This window comes from Lentzea sp. NPDC004789, assembly GCF_053601075.1.
The window spans coordinates 282088-300331 of sequence record NZ_JBSGBE010000012.1 but is presented as its reverse complement, the minus strand read 5'-3'; the positions used below and the strand labels follow the sequence as shown (position 1 = coordinate 300331).

The following is an 18244-nucleotide window of genomic DNA, read 5'->3' as shown; positions in this document are numbered from 1 at the left end:
AGCTTCTGCATCGCCTTGGCCGCGATCTCCTGCGCCGCCGCTGTGATCTTCTCGACCCGGCGCAGCAAGCTTTGGGCCTTCTCGATGACCTTCGCCATCATCACCGTGGCCCGCACAGCCTTGTACCCGGCCTCCAGAACCTTGCCGACCTTGCCCCACGGCACCAGGTTCATCACCAGCCCACCACAGGCCCAGATATCACCCTTGGTGAAACAGTCCACAATGTCGTTCCACCCGGAGATGTCCTTCAACATCTCCCAAGCGACTTCCTTGATCACATCCCACTTCGTCTTGTGGGCGTTGCTCAGAGCCTCCTGGTACTCGGCCTCGCTGATCCCCGCATCACGCAGACCCTGCCGCATCGCGTTGTACGCACCATGAGCAACGCTGCGCTTGTTCGCCGCCCCTGGGTACGCGGCCGCATAGGACTTGTCGCCGGCATCATCGTTTCCGACGATAATGCCGCGTTCCTTGTCGATCCCGTAGCTGTGACCGTCAGACCCAACACCGCCCTCCAGATACAAACCGGACGGATCACTGAACGACACCGGACTGTTGTTGCTGTACGCATAACCGTTCAACTGCTGTGGATCATTGTTGTCCACAACCGGATCAGCAGACAAAAACCGCCCCACAGAAGAGTCGTACAAACGCGCACCCACACGCGTCAGCCCCGACTCCTCCCGCGTACCACCAACAAACCCATGCTGATTCCACGAAACAGCACTGCCACGCGACTCACCGAACGGCGTCTGCCGACGCGACGCCACCGCCAGATTCCCCGCCGTCACCGCCGCGATCTCCGTACCCTGATGATCAGTCAACAACCACTTCAGACCAGAGACCGAGTTCCGCTGAGCGACCACATGCCCGTTATGGCTGTAGTAACGAGTCCACGACGGCGTCGAGCTGCCCGCCTCCAACCGGATCTCCTGACCGAACACGTACACCGTCGTCGCCGACGGCTCACGAGCGATCAACCGGTTACCATCCGCGTCGTAGAGATACGTCGACACCTTGCCGTCGGCATTGGTCACCTTCGACACACGACCCTCGACGTCGTACTCCAACGTCTGAGTGTTGCCCGAGATCCTCCGAGACGTCGTGTTACCCGCAGCGTCGTAACCGAACGTGTCCTGCGACGTACCGTTCGGGCCAGTCGTGTCGACCTTCGACACCGTGTGCGGCTGAGCCGCGCCCGCAGCGGGATAGGTGAAGGAGTTCACCGTGTCGCCCGCGGACGCATGCGACGTCTGAGCCAGGCGGTTACCCGTCTTGTCGAACGCCCACGACATCCAGTACGGCGCCGCACCACCCAACACCGATGTCGACCTGGCCGCGGAACAGTCACCGGAACCAGGAGTCCACGCCTCAGTCATACGACGCAGATAGTCATAGGCGAAACACTGAACGTCCGACGCACCACCCTCTGGCGTATCAGCGACGCGGTTGATGTTGCCGGACGCGTCATAGCTGTAGTTGCGGTCAGCGATCACGTTCGCGGTCGTTGTTTCCCGATCCGCGATCGTGCGCTGCAGCCTGTGGGTGCCCGCCTCGTAGATGTTGGTCATCCGCACGTTGTTCGGGCTGTCCTCGCCGTCATACGTCTCCCGCAACACCTCGCCGAACGCCGAGTAGTTGGTGCTGGAGACGTATGGGTCACGGCCCCGCGTCGCCTGAGGCAACCCGAAGCTGTTGTAGAGGGTCCCCACGTTCTCACCCGGCACAATGATCGTGCCGTTCGAAACCGTGTCCACATAGGACATGTAATCCAGCTTGCCTGTGCGGGTGTAGCCGTAGTTCATCTCGTACGTCATGCCGAGCGCACCCTCGGCCGCCGACGGAACAATCACCTTCTCACCGGTCGACCGGCCCGCGGCGTCGTAACCCTTGATCACATGCGTGTACGCCTGACCATTGACCCACCTGCGCGAGTACGACAACAGGCCACGACCGTTGAGCGCGCCGCTGGAGTCCTTCGACAGGTCGTAGTTCCACTCGGCGAGCTTGGTACCCGAGGTCGACCCGTCGAAGGACGCGGTCTTGCGGCTCAACGCGTCGTAGGTGTACGCGACAGTGCGGCCACGGCTATCCGTGGCCGACAGCACTCGGCCTGCGTTGTCATACGCAGTCGTGCTGTGCCCGGTGTCCGGGTCGTCCGCGGCGACCTTGCGGCCGCGCAGGTCATAGGTGTACCGCCAGGCGTTGCCGGCCGGATCGGTCACCGAGGCCAGCTGACCTGCTGGGGTGTAGGTGTACTTCGTCGCGTCGAACGCGCTGCCCAGACCTGCCGTGTACTGGCGCTTCTCGACGGTGCGGTCCTGCGCGTCGCTGATCACCGTCGTCGCCGCCGCACCCTGCGGCGGCGTCGTGTGTACCCGGTCACCGCCGTAGGCCGTGGTGGTGCGCCATTGCTCCACCGCCTGCTTGTAGTAGATCGATGCCGTTGGCCGTGCCATCCCGTCGTACTCGGTGATGGTCTGGTTCGGCACCGCGTTGTCCAGCACCCCGACCAACGCACCCGACGGCGCCTGGTCGTTCCAGTAGGCGCCGTTGGTCTTGTACGGCAGGCCACGCGAGTCGTAGAACGTGTCCGAGATCTGCCGGCCCCCGGCAGGCGACGGCGACTGAGTCTGCCGCTCCCTGAACAAACCGTCGTACAACGTGTACGAGGTCAGGTAGGTCCCGTCGTCCTGCTGCCTCTTCGCCGCCACCACACTCGGAGCGTCCGTGTTGTAGGTGTAGACGAACTCAGCATCCGGCTTCGTGGACGCCTTCGCGTGGCCAGGCGTCCACGCCCTGACCAACCTGCCGAGCGCGTCGTACTCGATATCCGCGCGTCGCCCGTTCGCGTCGACCGACGCGGTGGACGCGCCCCATGCCGGATCGAAGTAGCCGGTGGAGACGTGGCCGAGCGCGTTGGTACTGGTGACCTGGGTCAACGGCCCGCCGGCCGGTGAGTACGCCGTGGTCGTCTTCTGGTTGGTCGCGTCGACGACCTCCAGCGGACGCCCGTAGTCGTCGAACGTCGAGGTCGAGGCGGTGACCCACTTCTGGCCTCCGCCGTTCCAGGAGTCCAGCACCTCTGCCTTGGTGATGTCGCCCTTCGTCGGCGCATCACCCCACGACTTGCCGTCGAAGTACGACTTCGCGATGGACAGCACGGAAGACGAGGACACCTGCACGTCGCACAGGCCCTTGACGGTCTCCACCTGCGAGGCGTAGCTCAGCATCCACGCCGCGTCGTTGCGGGCGAACGTCGTCCGCGTGCACGACTCGTCACCGGTGACGCCGAGATCACCGTGATCTTCCACCTGTGTCACGATGCCGACGGAGTTGTACGTCTTGACGACCTTGGTGCGGCGCCACTGGCCGCTTTCCAACCACGTACGGCCACGCACAGCCGCGACGTTGCTCAGCGTCGCCTGCTTGCCGTCAGCACTCGTGACGGTCGCGTCGCTCACCCACGGATCGTTGACCGACGCGGACACGAGCTGACCGTTGTTGTACTGCCGGGTCTCACGCACGAAACCCTGCAGACGCTGCGCGTCCTGGATCGGCTCACCTTCACCGGTCGACACCGTGGCGCCGTCCATTCCGCGCAGGTAAACGGTTTCCGTGACACTTTGCTTCCCCGAAGGGGCACCCTTGACCACGCGCACCGTGCCGTAGCCGCGCCACTGCGACCATGTCCGCTTGTCGGCTTCAGCGAACTCGTTCTCGTCGAAGTGCCAAGCAGGATCGCCGAGGTAGTCGTAGTGCGTCTTGATCAGCGACGAAGCACCCGTGCGGTCGTCGTCGACGACATCGGTGACGACGTACTTGTGGAAGTAGTCGAGAATCGCCTTCGGCGCACCCTCCGGCGTCCACCACGTCGGGTAGCAGCGCAGGTTGTTCGACTGGAGCGCGGTGGGCGACGGCATGCGCGAGCCCGGCACGCAGTCCTCAGCGCTGTACGTGACCTCCGTGTGGGCACCGGCCTCGTTGTTGATCCCGGTCACGCGGTACCTCGTCAGCGGCGAGAGGTTGTCATGGTTGCTGTCCACCCGGTTGGCCATGGCCTGGCGGTCGAACGAGATCGCCGGCAACGAGATGGAACCACGACGTAGTCCGGTGTGGGCGATTGACTTCAGGTTCATGGCCGGCGACGTGCCGTCACCGGTAGCCGGGAAGTCCTGAGTCAGCGACCACGAGTCGACGTCGTCGAACCCGCCGTTGCCATCGCCTACCTGCGTGGTGATCTTGGTGAGCCGCTTGCGAGTGAAGAAGGTGGGCGACAGGCGGTTGGTGCACTGGTCACCGGCGTTGCAGATCTGGTCCGCAGGCACATCCGGCCATGATGAGGCAGTCGAGACGTTGAGCTGTCCGGGGTCACAGGTGATCTGTCCGTTGGGCAGGCAGCGTTCGGCGGTGTCGAACCACACCCGCGCGCCCGCGGTTCCGTAGACGTTGTTGTCACGCAGCCCGTACTCGACGCGCCGCAGCTGGCCGCCACGCACGTAGGCCGTGCCCTTGGCCGGATCTGCGTTGCGGCCGTAGTAGTTGATCTCCGGCTCGTAGTAGTACGTGGTGACGTTGCCGTGCGGATCGACCGAGTAGTCGAGGTTCCACCGATAGGCCTGCTGGCACCACGACGCGTCGAACGTCCCCGCGTTGCAGGGTTCACCCGCGTTGTTGCCGAACACCGGCTCAGTCCACGCGGACTGCGTCTCCGGCTTGCCCGATGTCCAGCCCGGCAACCTGTTGAGACCGAGGAAGTACTGGGTGCCGTCGGTGGTGGTGACCTTCCAGTGCTCACCGTCGTTGTCACCGTTCACGGCGCCGAAGAGATGCTCGATGCGCGCACCGTCGTCGTTCTTCGCGCGCCAGACCTCCTTGCCGTCGACCAGGTCCTTGTTCTTGATCAACTGGCCGGACACGCCGACCAGGCTGATCGAGATGTTGTCGCCGGCCCAGCACTGGTCGCCCGTCTTGGTCTGGCCGTTGTTGCCGCCCAGATCGAGACCGCACGGTTTGAACTGGCGTTCGATGAAGCCGCCCGGTGAGACGTCCCAGCCGTCACCGACGATCGACGCCTGGTTGTTCGTCGACGACGTCCTGCCGTCCACGCTCTGCGACGAGTACCCCAGCGAGATCTTCGGTGCGGCACCGCTGATCGCCGGCGGCACGCGAAGCGGGTAGCCGTAGGTGAAGTCACCGGACGACCCGCCGACATTCCACGAGCCCGCAGGAGCCAACGACGTCGCGGTGAACGTACCGTTGCCACCAGACGGCGCCGCAGCCACTGCCAGCACGGTCGGAGTCGTGGCAGCGCGCTGTGCCGACGTCGACGAAGCCGAGGCATCCGGCGTGACGTCCGCAGAGACCTTGCCCGCCCTGCGATCGTTCTTCGCGCCAGGAACCGGCGTCATCCGCCGACACTCAGGCTTGTCCGGAGTGGACAGAGAACACGCCGGCAACGACACCAACCGCAAACGAGAGGCGTAGTCACCACCGAACGCCGATGCGAACGACTGGTAGTTGACGTCGACCTTCACCGGCGAGTTCGCCGCACCACCCGCATCCGCCACGGTCAGCACGACGCCGTTGAGGCCCAGCTTCTTGGCCGCGTCCTGACCCTTGACGTTCACCCGCACCTTCGTCGGCTGCGCAGCGACGTTTTCCGTGCTTTGCAACGAAACCAGACCGGCCTTGGCCGCGGCACCGCCGCGGACCTCGACCTCGGTCTGCGACTCCCCCGGCCACGAGACGGAATCCGGTTTCGTCACAGCGGCTTTCGCCGCCTGATCCACCGGCCTACCGCGTAGCCGGGGGACGTCGGTCGTCGCGACCGACTTGTCCTCCTGGAGCTCAGGAAGCTTCCACCCGTGCTGGTTGGGTGCGGCGGCCAGCGCGTCCTGGCCTGACGACACCAGCAACGTCAAAACGACGCTGAGCGCCGTCAGCTTCGTTCTTCTTCTCATAGCAAGATCCTCAGAATTCGTCAGGAGTGCAGGGTTGCCAGACGCATGTCAGCGATCGATCCGGCGGTCACCACGCCCGAGTAGATGCGGGCGTCGTCGATGTCGCCCTTCCACTCATCCGAGCGTTGTCCACCCCAGATACCGCGTCCCACCCAGAAGTCACCGGTGCCGTTGAAGGTCTGGAGGCCGGTGCCCGTCGTGGTCCCGCTGGCGAAGGTGTTCTGCATGACGCCGTTGACATACAACTTGATCGTCCCGGTGGTCGCGTCGAACGTCGCGGCAAGATGCACCCACTGGTTCGCCTCTGCGGGCTGGTCCGAGAGCGCGTAGTAGCCATCACCGGTTGGGGTCTTCGTCAGCAGGAAACCCCACTTCCCGGTCTCCGCCCGATACCCGAGCAGGAACGGCGAGTACGAGGCGTCCCCCATCCCGACAGCCGCCCGTGAGGCGTTGTCGAGCCCGGCGTGCCGCACCCAGGCGGACACCGTGTACGACCGATCGGTGCGCAGGTTCTGCGGATGCTGGCCTGCCACTTCACCGGTCCCCGACGAGTCGAAGTTCAGCCACTTGTCCTTGCTGGTCAGGATCTGGTTGGGATCAAGCGGGTCAGCTGGCGTGCCCGCCCATGCGACCCCGCCGGAGAGCGTGCCGTTCTGGCCCGACACCTCGTCCTTGGTCGTGGTACCGATTCGCTCGTCGAGGTTGTAGCGAGCGCGCAGCACCGCGAAGTTGTTCTGGCTTGCCGCCTCGGCCGCGCTCAGGGCGCGGTCCCACACCTGAACGTGGTCGATGGTGCCGGGCAACTGTTCGACGCGCGTGCCGCTCCGCTTCGCAGCGCCCACGACGAACGGGCCGGTGGCCTTCCACAACGATGCCGCGTCAGCAGATCCTTCGAGCTTTCCGTTGACGTACAACAACATCTTGTGCAAGTTCGGCTCATACGTGCCGAGCAGGTGTGTCCACACACCGAGCTGCGGCGAAACCGCCGAGGAAGCACGGATCAGGCCCGGCGAGTCCTGGTCGGCCGTCGTCGCGCTGAACGACCAGCGGTCCACGTCCTTGGAGTACTTCAGCGAGAAGGCGCTTACGCGGCTGCCGTCCTGGCTCGCGACCGTGTAGTCGGAGTCGGCCTTGTCGAGCTTTGCCCAGGCGGACACTGAGAACGCGCGCGAGTTGTCGACCATTGCGGACGAGGTGGAGGAGAACGAGCTGGTGCTGTTCACCTGGCCGTTCTTCGCGTAGCCGGATCCGAAGGTCGCGCCGTTCAGCGACAGCGGATGCCCCTTGCCGGAGGTATCGGCTGCGGTCGTTCCGCCTGTCTCGTCAAAGCTCCACGCGGCCACAGGCCCAGACGGGTCAGCGACGTTGAACACGTAAGTCCGCGCCGCCGACGCTCGGTTGTTGGCCTTGTCGTAGGCCTGGACGTACAGCACGTTGCTGCCGCCCTGGGTCGGTGTGATCGGCACGGCCATCACACCGTCCGCGCCGGTCACGTCCACTCGGTTTTCGAAAGTGTCCGTGTTGAGCGACCAGCCATAGGCGACGACGTCCATCGTGCCGTTGAGACCGGTGTTGCCGTTAGGAGAGAAGGTGAACGTCCCAGTGTGTCCGACGCTGCCGTTGACCCCCGTCGTCGGGTAATCGGTGGATGACACGGCCGGCGTGTTCGGTGGCACCGAGTCGACGGTGAACTCGCAGTTGCCTGCCCAGGGAGAGATGAGGCTGCCGTCGCTCGCGTAGACCGACCAGTTGTAGATGCCGCTCCCCGTCACCAAGTTCGGCGGCAAGGTCACCTCGGCGAACGAGCCGGACGGCACGTTCGTCGCGACGAGCTCCGCGATCCAGGTGCTGTTGCCGGCAGGACCCCGATGTACGGCGAAGCCCACCTGGCTCAGGATTCCGCCATCTGGATCCACCACCCGCGCTCGCAACCTCGGCGTGCTGGTTGCCACCTCTGGGCGAGTGCTGCCGGCCCGGCACGGCAACGCATCGGCCGCGTTGGGGCCCCAGCCCTCGATGCCGTGGTCGCGCGGTGGTTCCGGGGGCGAGTTGTACTTCACCTCGAGGTACGGATTGAGGTCGAACCGCCGCCACGAGGCGTCGAGCGACGCCTCGTTCTTGGCCTTGAACATGAACGTCGTGGTGCCCCATCCGCCGTTCGCGGCGTCGACGGCGGCAGACGTCGCGTCGAAGTCCGCACCGCCGTCCGTGGCGCATTTCGTCGGGTGGTTGTGGACGTTGTTCTCGGAGAGCACGCGAGTCCACGAGGGCTGGTTGTTCCAGGTGGTGCTCTGGTCGATCCAGTTGGTCAGCCACAGCTCCGTCGGCGTCGGCGCACAGGAGTAGGACCTGGTCACCTTGGCGTGCAGCGTCGCCGAGGAGATCCTCTTCCCGATGATGTCGTTGGTGGCCATCTGGAAGTAGCTGCGCGAGACGCCCGCTTCGCTGGAGCCCAGCTCGGGCCCGTTCAAATAGCCGGCCTTCAGATCGTTGAGATCGCCACTGGTCACGTCGAAGTTGGTGGCCTTGGGCCATGGTGACTGCACCACCGCGTGATGCGTCTTCCAACACGTGGTGCAGTAGTAGTCCGGATCGAGCCGCACCGGAAAGGTCGTGTTTCGATCGGAGAGGAAGGTCTGGTCGGGCGTGATGGAAACGGTGTCCGCACCGACCTCGACGCCCATGACGGCCCGGCGTGCCGAGGCGGACGAGTCCCACATGCGAGATGCGTCGCCGCTGAACACCGGCTTGCCGTCGGGTCCGGTCACCACCAGACCATCCGTGCTCGGTTCTGCCGCCGCCCTCGCCTTGGCGCTCGGCGCGGGAGCCTTGCCGATCGTGGTGTTCTTGGTGTGCGACTTGAAGCTGATCTTTGCCAGCTTCGGGTTCTTCGCTGCCTCGGCGGTCTTGACCACGAGGTTCTGCGCGAAGCCGGTCAGTGCCGCCTGGACCTCCAGGTCCACGCCGGGCAGGACGTCCGGGTAGGTCGCGGTGTTGCCGGAGATCCGGGCCGGTGGTAGATCGCTGTCCCAGCCGAAGCCCACCTCGGCCTCGCCCTTGGCGAGCTTCGCGATCGGGCCCGCCGCGGAGCCTGGACCACCCGAGGTGAACGACATGGTCACCGGCGCCGCCTTGGGCGCCAGCGAACCGTCGGCCTGGCGGACGAGGGCCAGGTCGACCGCCGCCCACGCGCCGTTCTGCTTGACCCGCACCGGGTGCGTGTAGGCGATCAGCGTCCTGGACCCGTCCGGGTTCGCCTTCACCTCGGACGTCTCGGTCGTCTGCGACCCGATGGTGACGGACTTGCCGCTCTGCTTGGCGATCTTCGCCGCGCTTGCGGCGTCCGCGGCCTCGTCCGGCGCGGCGGCGGACGCCGTGGCGACCGAGCCGTTGAATGTGGCTGCCAGAACGAGGGCAGCACTGAATGCGGGCAGGGCAAAGCCCCGCCCTCTGGCGTTGAGCATCTATCCCCCCACTGCCGATCCCCACCGGCAGCCTGATCACTGGTTCCCCGACCCGTGCTGGAGCAGCATGGACGAGTCCATCAGGAAAAGGAATACGTCAGTTGAGGGAACTTCGCAGCGGACCGAACCCGCTGTTCACTCCTTCACAGAACGGAGGAACGCGTCCCACGATTCGGGAGCGACGGGGAGGTGGGTGGTGGGGGCCTTGCTGTCGCGGATGCCGATGCCGTGGCCGATCTCGACACAGTCACTCGCCTCAGGGCTGTAGCTGCTCTTGCGCCACGTCGACATGCGGTACGCCTCCTCAGGAGAGCAAGGTGGTGATCAGCCTCCTCGATTCTTCCGCATCCAAGGCGTCCTGATCCAACCGCTTCAACACTTCGGCGTAGCTGGCCAGCGACTGTTTGTCCTCCAAGAAGAGCCCGGAGTTCTGGCTCTCGATGAAGACCACCGGCTCGAACTTCTCGTAGCTGAGTTGGGTGAACGAGCCGGACATGCCCGCGTGCGCACCGATGGCGATCGGCACGATCCGGAACGAGATGTACCTGCGCACCAGCATCACCATGATGTGGTTCAACTGCGACCGCATGACCTCCGGACCGCCGACCGGCAATCGGAGTGCCTGCTCGTGCACGTAGAAGACGAACTCGCGGCCGGGCTTCAAGATCGCCTGCCGGTCGAGCTTCGCCCGGATCAACGCGTCGATGTCGGCGGGCTGGATCTTGGCTGACTTCTCGCTGGCTGCACGGATGTACCCGGCGATCTGGAGGTGGCCTGGGACGAGGTTCATCGACCACACGGTGATCTTGCTGGCGAGGCGTTCCTGGCTGATCAGCGAGTGCACTTGGTCTGGTACCCCGTCCTCGGGGAACAGCAGCCAGCCCTTCTCCCGGGACTCTCGGAAGAAGGCGACCAGGCGCTCGACCTCGGCGGCGGGCACGCGGCAGTACGAGAGCAGTCGCACCAGGTCCACCTCGTCGACGCCGCCCTTGCCCTGCACGAGGTCGGAGATCTTGGCCTCTTGCCAGTCGAGCAGTTCGGCGAGTTTGCGCTGGGTCAGGCCCGACTGCTCGATCGCGTACCGGACGCCGTTGCCGAACTCCCGGCCCACCACGCTTGAGTTGCGCTTCGGCATGGAAAGGAAGCTAGGAGACGAACTCCTCTGCGCTCCAACGTTTCTGCCCGAATCGCCCCGAACGAAGTACGACTTGGAAATGGTCCAACGCGACACGCCGGGCTAGCTGGGCGTGCTCGTTACCAGGCTGTGCGTCGTCGTCGACTGCGCGGAGCTGCTGCCGCCCGTCGTCGACTTCTCGGTCGCGGAGGAGGACGCGGAGGAGGGCGCGGTGGCCGAGGTGGAGTGGGTGGTGTCGGACGACTGCTGCGGCGGGTTCGACGGCGCGGTGGTCGTTGTCGTGGTGGTGGTAGTCGTCGACGAGGACGGGGGCTCCGAGGAGGACGGCGGGCACGACGTGGACGGGGACGACGGTGCCGAGGAGGACGTGGACGTCGTGGTGGAGGTCGGCGTCGGGCAGTTCGGCGTCGGTGGGGTGGTCGTCGTGGTCGTGGACGACGGCGGGGTCGACGAGCCGGGGTTGCCGCCTGGGTTGTTGCCGGGGTTGTTGCCCGGGTTGTTCGGCGTCGGGTTCTGCACGTTGTTGCCGGTGTCGGGCAGCGATGGCAGGGCGTTGACGTTCTCGCTGTACTCCTTGGCCCACTTGAGGACCGTCTGGACGTACGTCGTGGAGTTGTTGTAGCGGAAGACGGCCTTGGCGCGGTCTTCCTGCTTGGTCATGTCGCCGCCGGCGGCGCAGAGGTAGCGGCCGGCGCCGAGGGCGGCGTCGTAGACGTTGTTCGGGTTGACGTTGCCGTCCTCGTTGCCGTCCGCGCCGAAGGTCGCCCACGTGGCGGGGATGAACTGCATCGGGCCGACCGCGCGGTCCCAGGCGGTGTCGCCGTCGAGGCGGCCGCCGTCGGTGTCGCGGATGGCGGCCACGCCGGGCGAGCCGTTCAGGACCGGGCCGAGGATCTTGGGGGTGGCGTCGCCGACGGCGTTCACGCGGCCGTTGTTCGCGTGGTTGGACTCGATCTTGCCGATCCCGGCGAGCAGCGCCCAGTCGAGCTTGCAGCCGGGGACCAGCTCGGCCATCTTGTCCTCGGCGCGGAGGTAGGCCTCGAACACGACGCCGGGGATGTCGTAGCTGCCGGGGAAGTCGTCGATCGTGCTGCCGGGGTCGTGGTCGAGGTTCTCGTCGACCTTGCCGTCCTCGAGGTCGGCGAGCAGGGCCGCGCTCAGCTCGTCGGAGAGCGGCAAGCGGCCGGACGCGCCGAGTTCGGACGGGTCGCGCTTCAGGGCGTTGTAGACGTCGGCGGGGCCGAGGCTGACGGCGATGTTGTTGTGCTTCGAGAGGTTGACCCAGTCGACCAGCTTGGTGCCGACGATCATGGTGGGCGCGAGCATCGCAGCCAGCGCGGCCACGGCGAAGCCCTTTTGCCTAGGGCTCAGCACCGACGGACCGCGCAGCTTGGCCATTGCCACGAATACTCACCTCTCGTGCGTCATCGCGGCTCGCCGTCCTGCAGTTACGGCGAACGCCCCCAGTACTTCCACCCTGCCCGACTCCGAAGCCTAGGTGTACCCAAGACGGAGTGAAGCGTCTGTTCGGTTCCTTTGACCGTTAACCGACCGAACAGTCACCTGTCGGCCACAGTTCCTGCTCGGTCAAGATTGCCAGAGCCTCGTCCCCCATGGGATTGACCCCGGGACCCTTCGCGAGGGCATGAGCGACGTGCACGTGAAGGCACTTGACTCTGCCCGGCATGCCGCCCGCGGTGACCTGGGTGCCCAACGACTCGATGGCGTCCCTCTCCGCGAGGTACGACTCGTGCGCGCGCAGGTAGGCCGCGGCGAGCTCCGGGTCGGTCTCCAGCCGCTCGGTCTGCTCCTTCATCAGCCCGCCGCCCTCCAGCGTGCTGACCAGCGAGTTCAGCTTCGGGCAGGTCAGGTAGTAGAGCGTCGGGAACGGTGTCCCGTCGGGCAGCCGCGGGTTCGTCTGGACGACGTTCGGGTGCCCGCTGGGGCACCGCGAGGCGATCGCACGTGTCCCGCGCGGCGTGCGGCCGAGCTGCTGAGCGACCGTTTCCAGGTCAGCAGCACTTACTTGTGCGTCACCGATTCCCACAGTTCCTCGTACCAAGACCCTTGTGCCGCGGGCTTGCCCGACGGCCTCTCCGATTCAGTGTTGCGGCTCTCGTCACCCGGCAGTTGCACGATGTACGGCGTCTCGCCCGGTCGCACCCAGTGCAACCGCTTGCGCGCCTCGATCTCCACGTACGCCGGGTCCTGCAGCTGCGCCTTGCGCTGTTCCAGCGCGGCGACCGTCTCGCGCAGCTTCTGCTGCTCGGCTCCCACGTCGCGCAGCTCGTCGCGTTGCGAGAGGTAGGTCCGCAGCGGGACCGCGATGCTCAACGCCAGTGCGCACAGCACCATCGCGAACATCGCGGCCCGCCGCGTACCGGTCATGCCGAACGCGCCACCCGTGCCTTCACTGCGCCGCGTGGGCGCCTTGGGACGCGGTGGCTTCCGAGCGCGCGCGGGCCGCGCCTCCCGCTCTTCGCGGGGGCGGCGGGGACGACGCGCGCGCTCGGCCATACCGGAAGTTTCTCAGCTCTCCGGCGTGTAACGCGGGAACGCGAGCTCACCGGCGTAGCGCGCCGCGTCACCGAGCGACTCCTCGATGCGCAGCAGCTGGTTGTACTTCGCGGTGCGCTCACCACGCGCCGGGGCGCCGGTCTTGATCTGGCCGGCACCGGTCGCGACGGCGAGGTCGGCGATGGTGGTGTCCTCGGTCTCGCCGGAACGGTGCGACATCATCGACTTGTAGCCGTACGACGTCGCGAGCGACACCGCGTCGAGCGTCTCGGACAGCGTGCCGATCTGGTTGACCTTCACCAGCAGCGCGTTGGCGGCGCGGCGGGAGATGCCCTCCTCCAGGCGCTCCGGGTTCGTGACGAACAGGTCGTCGCCCACGATCTGGACCTTCTCGCCCAGCTCCGCGGTCATCTGCACCCAGCCGTCCCAGTCGTCCTCGGACAGCGGGTCCTCGATGGACACCAGCGGGTAGTCGCGGACCAGCTCGGAGTAGTAGCCGATCATCTGCTCGGCCGAGCGCTTCGACTTCTCGAACGTGTAGGCGCCGTCGGAGAAGAACTCGGTCGCGGCCACGTCGAGCGCGAGCGCGACGTCGCGGCCGGCGCGGTAGCCCGCCTTCTCGATGGCCTCGAGGATCAGGTCGAGCGCGTCGCGGTTGCTGGACAGCGACGGCGCGAAGCCGCCCTCGTCACCCAGGCCGGTGGCGAGACCCTTGCTCTTCAGCACGGACTTGAGCGCGTGGTAGACCTCCGCGCCCCAGCGCAGACCCTCGCGGAACGTCTCCGCGCCGATCGGCGCGATCATGAACTCCTGGATGTCCACGTCGGTGTCGGCGTGCGCGCCACCGTTGAGGATGTTCAGCATCGGCACCGGCAGCACGTGCGCGTTCGGGCCGCCGACGTAGCGGAACAGCTCCAGGCCGGACGACGTGGCCGCGGCCTTCGCGACGGCCAGCGACACACCGAGGATCGCGTTCGCGCCCAGGCGGGACTTGTCCGGCGTGCCGTCCAGGTCCACGAGCTTCTGGTCCACGACGCGCTGCTCGACGGCCTCGATGCCGACCAGCTCGGGCCCGATCTCGTCCAGCACCGCGGTGACCGCGCGCTCGACGCCCTTGCCCAGGTACCGCTTGGCGTCGCCGTCCCGCAGCTCCACCGCCTCGTGCTCACCGGTCGACGCGCCCGACGGAACGGCCGCGCGCTCCAGCGTGCCGTCGTCCAGCGCCACCTCGACCTCGACGGTGGGGTTGCCGCGCGAGTCCAGGATCTCGCGTGCTCCGACCTGCTCGATGACCGCCACTTGCGCTCCCTGTTTCTCCTGCGTCTCGTCTCGCGACGAGCCTACTTGGACCCACTGACAGGCAAGGGCCCGACACCGTCGGACCACGTCACGCCGACCGCGCCTGCCTACTGAATCGTGCCAGACGACGTCGGCCGCAGGCGATGGCCGCCGTTCGGCCTACTCCACCCGACCAGTTCAGACCCATGAACGCGAAATTCATTCACTATCCATTCCCCAGACGCGCGGTGAGCCCTACATTCTCGCCAGCAGCGGCACGAAGAAGGGCTCCTCATGCGACGAGCACTGGTTGGCGCGGTAACGGCGACACTCGCCTCGGCCACCATCGCGGTACTCCCGACAACGCCCACCGCCTTCGCGGCGGAGTCGGGCACGTTCACTGCCATGACGTACAACGTCGCGGGACTGCCGGAGTCGCTGTCGAGCGCGCCGACTCCCCGCGTGCCCGCGACCACGGCGATCGGCCAGCGGATCGGACCGTACGACATCGTCCACGTGCAGGAGGACTTCAACTACCACGCCTACCTGTACGCCGAGAACAACCACGAGTACCGCACGGCGACCAGCGGCGGCGTCCCGGTGGGCAGCGGGCTCAACACGTTGTCCCACAAGCCGTTCGACCAGGACGACTTCGAACGGGTCAAGTGGAACGACTGCTACATCGACAGCGGCGACTGCCTGACGCCCAAGGGCTTCACGTTCATGCGGACGCGGCTGACCGAAGGCGTGTACGTCGACTTCTACAACCTGCACGCCGACGCGGGCGACTCCAGCGGTGACCTGAAGGCGCGGGCGTCCAACTTCGCCCAGCTCAGCGCGTTCATCCAGAGCCACTCGGCCGGCAACGCGGTGGTGGTCATGGGTGACACCAACACCCGCTACACCCGCAACACCGACGGCACGACGATCCGCAACTTCGCCGCTGCCAACGGTTTGACCGACCCGTGGGTGCAGCTCGTCCGCGGCGGCAACGCCCCGGCGGAGGGCAGCAACGCCCTGATGTGCAACGAGGCGAACCCCACCACCGACTGCGAGGTCGTCGACAAGTACTGGTACCGCGGCAGCCGGGCCGTCACGCTCACCGCGACCTCGTACGCCAACAAGCACACCGACTTCCTGCAGGACGGCACCGGCAAGATGCTGTCCGACCACTTCCCGCTGGCCGTCGGGTTCAGCTGGTCCACCAACCCGGCGTACCAGTTCAGCGAGCAGTACGGCGGCCCGCACGGCAACTACTTCAACGACGTCGACCGCGTCGCGCCGGGCGCCAAGGCCACCGAGATCTCGCTGCGGAGCGACGCCCGTGTCGACCAAATGGGCGTGACGCTCAACAACGGAACGAGGCTGTCGCACGGCGGTGAGGGCGGTTCCTACTCGTCACTCACCTTGGGCAGCAACGAATACGTGAACAGCGCATACCTCTGCCAGGGCAGCAAGAACAACCACACACGGGTGTTCTACGCGAAGTTCACCACCAACCTGGGCCGCACCCTCGCCGGCGGCAGCACCACCTCGGACTGCGTCACCCGCACCGCACCGGCCGGCTGGGGGATCTCCGGCTTCACCGGTCGTGCCGACGCCGAGGTGGACAAGATCGGTTTCATCTACACGCGGAACTGACCGGTCACTAGTCTGGTCCGCGTGCTTCATGTCGAACGTGGTGGAGACGGACCGCTGCTGGTGCTGCTGCACGGCCTGGGCGCGACGGGCGAGGTGTGGCAGGACGTCGTGACCGAGTGGCACGGCAGCTGGCTCGTGCCGGATCTGCCCGGTCACGGTCGAAGCGGACCGATCGAGCGCTACTCGTTCGGCTCGTTCGCGGCGGCGGTCGCCGAGTTGGTCCCAGACCGACCGGTGACCGTCGTCGGGCACTCGCTGGGCGGTGTCGTCGGGCTCGCGCTGGCGAGCGGGTGGTTCGGCGTCGACGTGACCACGTGCGTCGGCGTCGGGATCAAGGTGCGGTGGACCGACGAGGAGCTGGCGAAGGCACAGGCCCTCGCGGCCAAGCCCGCCAAGGTCTTCGCCACCGAGGCCGAAGCCGTCGAGCGGGCGTCGAAGATGGCGGGCGTACCGCTGCGCCATGGCGTGTCCGAAGTGGACGGTGGCTGGGCGCCCGGGCTCGACCTGAGGGCCTTCGGCGTCGGCCGGCCGGACCTGCCCGGCCTGATCATGGCGTCGAAGGCCCAGGTCGTGCTGGCGGCGGGCGAGAACGACCCGATGTGCCCCCGGGAGCACCTGGAGGAGCTGGTGCCCGAGCCGGTGATCTTCCCCGGCGCGGGCCACAACGTGCACGTCGAGTCGCCCTCGTCGCTCTCCCCGCTGCTGGCTCAGGTCGCGACGTAGCCGCCGTCGGCGGTGAGCACCGCGCCGGTGATGTAGCTGGACCGGTCGGAGGCCAGGAACAGCACGGCCTCCGCGATCTCCTCCGGCTCACCCGCGCGGCCGAGCGGCACGGCACCAGTGATCTGGTCGAACATCTCGCCCACGCTCGTGACCGCCATCTCGGTGGCGATCGGGCCCGGCGCCACGGAGTTGGCGCGCACGCCCGCCGCACCGAACTCCACCGCCCACGAGCGGGTCAGCGCGTCCATCGCCGCCTTGGAGGCGTTGTAGACGGAACCGACCGGCGTGCCGACCTGCCCGGCCACCGACGAGACGTTGACGATCGATCCCTTCTTCTTAGCGACCATCGCCGGCGCGAGTGCCGCCGTGAGGAAGTAGGTGCCGCGGACGTTGACGTCGAAGACCTGCTCGTAGGTCTCGACCGACTGCTCCGGGGTCGGCGCGAACGGGAAGATGCCCGCGTTGTTCACGAGCACGTCGACCTCACCGACCTCGTCCGCGAGCCTGCGCACGTCGTCGAGGTTCGCGACGTCCGACACGATGAAGTGGCCGGTGCCGCCGGCCTGCTCGATCAGCTCGACGGTCTCCTTGCCGAGCTCGGCCCTGCGCCCCGTGAGGTAGACGGTGGCACCCGCCTGGGCGAGCTTGACCGCGATCGCGCGGCCGATGCCCGACGTGGCGCCGGTGACGAGTGCCTTCTTGCCTTCAAGCTCCTTGGTTGACATGTCTACGAATCTGCCGACGCCGGATCATTTCGACATAAATTCCGGATATATGCGCAGGTCAGGTCGCGATCGCGCCGCCGTCCGCGGTCACGATCGAGCCGGTGAGGAAGCTCGACCTCGGCGAGGCCAGGAACAGCACGGCCTCCGCGATCTCCTCCGGCTCGCCCGCGCGGCGCAGCGGCGTCGGCGCCGCGATGTGCTCGATGGCGTCGCCGAGGTTCTCCTGGACCTTCTCGGTGCGGGTGAGGCCGGGTGCCACGGAGTTGACGCGGATGCCGTGGCCACCGAACTCCACCGCCCAGCTCAGCGTCAAGGAGTCCAGCGCGGCCTTCGACGCACCGTAGACGGACATGATCGGTGTGCCGGTGCGAGCCGTGACCGACGAGATGTTGACGATGCTGCCGCCACCTCTCGCGATCATCTTCGGCACCAGCGCGGCGGTGAGGAAGTACGCCCCGCGCACGTTCACGTCGAAGACCCGCTCGTAGGTCTCGACGTCCTGCTCGACCGTCGGCCCGAACGGGAAGATGCCCGCGTTGTTGACCAGCACGTCGATCTCGCCGACCTCGTCCGCGAGCCTGCGCACGTCGGCGAGGTCGCCGAGGTCGGCGACGACGTGGTGGGTGTCGCCGAAACCGGCCCGGCGTCCCGTGGTGAAGACGGTCGCGCCCGCCTCGGCGAGCCGCACCGCCACCGCCCTGCCGATGCCGGACGTCGCGCCGGTGACGAGTGCCCGTTGTCCCTTGAGTTCCATGGCGCTGACGGTTCCGGTGGTTGCTCGTCAGGCCGTGAACGAGA

General features: G+C 66.7%; 12 protein-coding genes. 2 read left to right on the top strand and 10 right to left on the bottom strand.

The window, feature by feature from the left end; genetic code table 11:
* The 8 genes from ACWEIJ_RS27105 to eno form a co-directional block, all read right to left on the bottom strand.
* The coding region (locus ACWEIJ_RS27105; protein WP_449840039.1) for an RHS repeat domain-containing protein at positions 1-5963 on the bottom strand (5963 nt) is incomplete at its 3' end.
* 20 nt (positions 5964-5983) lie between these two features.
* Positions 5984-9427, bottom strand: coding sequence for a LamG-like jellyroll fold domain-containing protein (locus tag ACWEIJ_RS27100; protein WP_449840038.1), 3444 nt, complete (start codon positions 9425-9427; stop codon positions 5984-5986).
* 135 nt (positions 9428-9562) lie between these two features.
* Positions 9563-9718, bottom strand: coding sequence for a DUF397 domain-containing protein (locus ACWEIJ_RS27095; RefSeq protein WP_449840037.1), 156 nt, complete (start codon positions 9716-9718; stop codon positions 9563-9565).
* Between the two features lie 13 nt (positions 9719-9731).
* Positions 9732-10562: a helix-turn-helix domain-containing protein gene (locus ACWEIJ_RS27090; RefSeq protein WP_449840036.1), complete on the bottom strand. Its 831-nt coding sequence runs from the start codon at positions 10560-10562 to the stop codon at positions 9732-9734.
* A gap of 102 nt (positions 10563-10664) precedes the next feature.
* Positions 10665-11966, bottom strand: a complete 1302-nt coding sequence (locus tag ACWEIJ_RS27085; RefSeq protein WP_449840035.1) for a lytic transglycosylase domain-containing protein — start codon at positions 11964-11966, stop codon at positions 10665-10667.
* Between the two features lie 139 nt (positions 11967-12105).
* The gene (locus ACWEIJ_RS27080) at positions 12106-12609 is read right to left on the bottom strand and encodes a DUF501 domain-containing protein (RefSeq protein ID WP_449840034.1); all 504 of its coding nucleotides are present in this window, start codon (positions 12607-12609) and stop codon (positions 12106-12108) included.
* Positions 12585-13079, bottom strand: a complete 495-nt coding sequence (locus ACWEIJ_RS27075; RefSeq protein ID WP_449840033.1) for an FtsB family cell division protein — start codon at positions 13077-13079, stop codon at positions 12585-12587. The genes ACWEIJ_RS27080 and ACWEIJ_RS27075 overlap by 25 nt, the downstream gene beginning before the upstream one ends.
* 12 nt (positions 13080-13091) lie before the next feature.
* Complete coding sequence (gene eno / locus ACWEIJ_RS27070; protein WP_030467588.1) at positions 13092-14378, bottom strand: phosphopyruvate hydratase; 1287 nt, start codon at positions 14376-14378, stop codon at positions 13092-13094.
* Between the two features lie 384 nt (positions 14379-14762).
* On the opposite strand from eno, the gene ACWEIJ_RS27065 reads away from it, so the two are divergent.
* Positions 14763-15998 (top strand): jacalin-like lectin, encoded by a 1236-nt coding sequence (locus tag ACWEIJ_RS27065; protein WP_449840032.1) that lies wholly within the window; start codon positions 14763-14765, stop codon positions 15996-15998.
* Between the two features lie 21 nt (positions 15999-16019).
* Entirely contained in the window at positions 16020-16721 is a 702-nt protein-coding gene (locus tag ACWEIJ_RS27060; protein WP_449840031.1) for an alpha/beta fold hydrolase, read from the top strand.
* Here the strand turns inward: ACWEIJ_RS27060 and ACWEIJ_RS27055 are convergent.
* Together ACWEIJ_RS27055 and ACWEIJ_RS27050 are read right to left on the bottom strand one after the other, a co-directional pair.
* Complete coding sequence (locus ACWEIJ_RS27055) at positions 16706-17446, bottom strand: SDR family NAD(P)-dependent oxidoreductase (RefSeq protein WP_449840030.1); 741 nt, start codon at positions 17444-17446, stop codon at positions 16706-16708. The two genes, ACWEIJ_RS27060 and ACWEIJ_RS27055, sit on opposite strands and share 16 nt — an antisense overlap.
* Before the next feature lie 58 nt (positions 17447-17504).
* Positions 17505-18200: an SDR family NAD(P)-dependent oxidoreductase gene (locus ACWEIJ_RS27050; RefSeq protein ID WP_449840029.1), complete on the bottom strand. Its 696-nt coding sequence runs from the start codon at positions 18198-18200 to the stop codon at positions 17505-17507.
* Positions 18201-18244: the final 44 nt, after the last annotated feature.

What these genes read in the sequence shown, in the direction of transcription:
- ACWEIJ_RS27075 (WP_449840033.1), bottom strand. Translation starts at nt 13,079, where the DNA reads ATGGCCGAGCGCGCGCGTCGTCCCCGCCGCCCCCGCGAAGAGCGGGAG.
- ACWEIJ_RS27095 (WP_449840037.1), bottom strand. Translation starts at nt 9,718, where the DNA reads ATGTCGACGTGGCGCAAGAGCAGCTACAGCCCTGAGGCGAGTGACTGT.
- ACWEIJ_RS27055 (WP_449840030.1), bottom strand. Translation starts at nt 17,446, where the DNA reads ATGTCAACCAAGGAGCTTGAAGGCAAGAAGGCACTCGTCACCGGCGCC.
- ACWEIJ_RS27065 (WP_449840032.1), top strand. Translation starts at nt 14,763, where the DNA reads ATGACGTACAACGTCGCGGGACTGCCGGAGTCGCTGTCGAGCGCGCCG.
- ACWEIJ_RS27050 (WP_449840029.1), bottom strand. Translation starts at nt 18,200, where the DNA reads ATGGAACTCAAGGGACAACGGGCACTCGTCACCGGCGCGACGTCCGGC.
- ACWEIJ_RS27090 (WP_449840036.1), bottom strand. Translation starts at nt 10,562, where the DNA reads ATGCCGAAGCGCAACTCAAGCGTGGTGGGCCGGGAGTTCGGCAACGGC.
- ACWEIJ_RS27100 (WP_449840038.1), bottom strand. Translation starts at nt 9,427, where the DNA reads ATGCTCAACGCCAGAGGGCGGGGCTTTGCCCTGCCCGCATTCAGTGCT.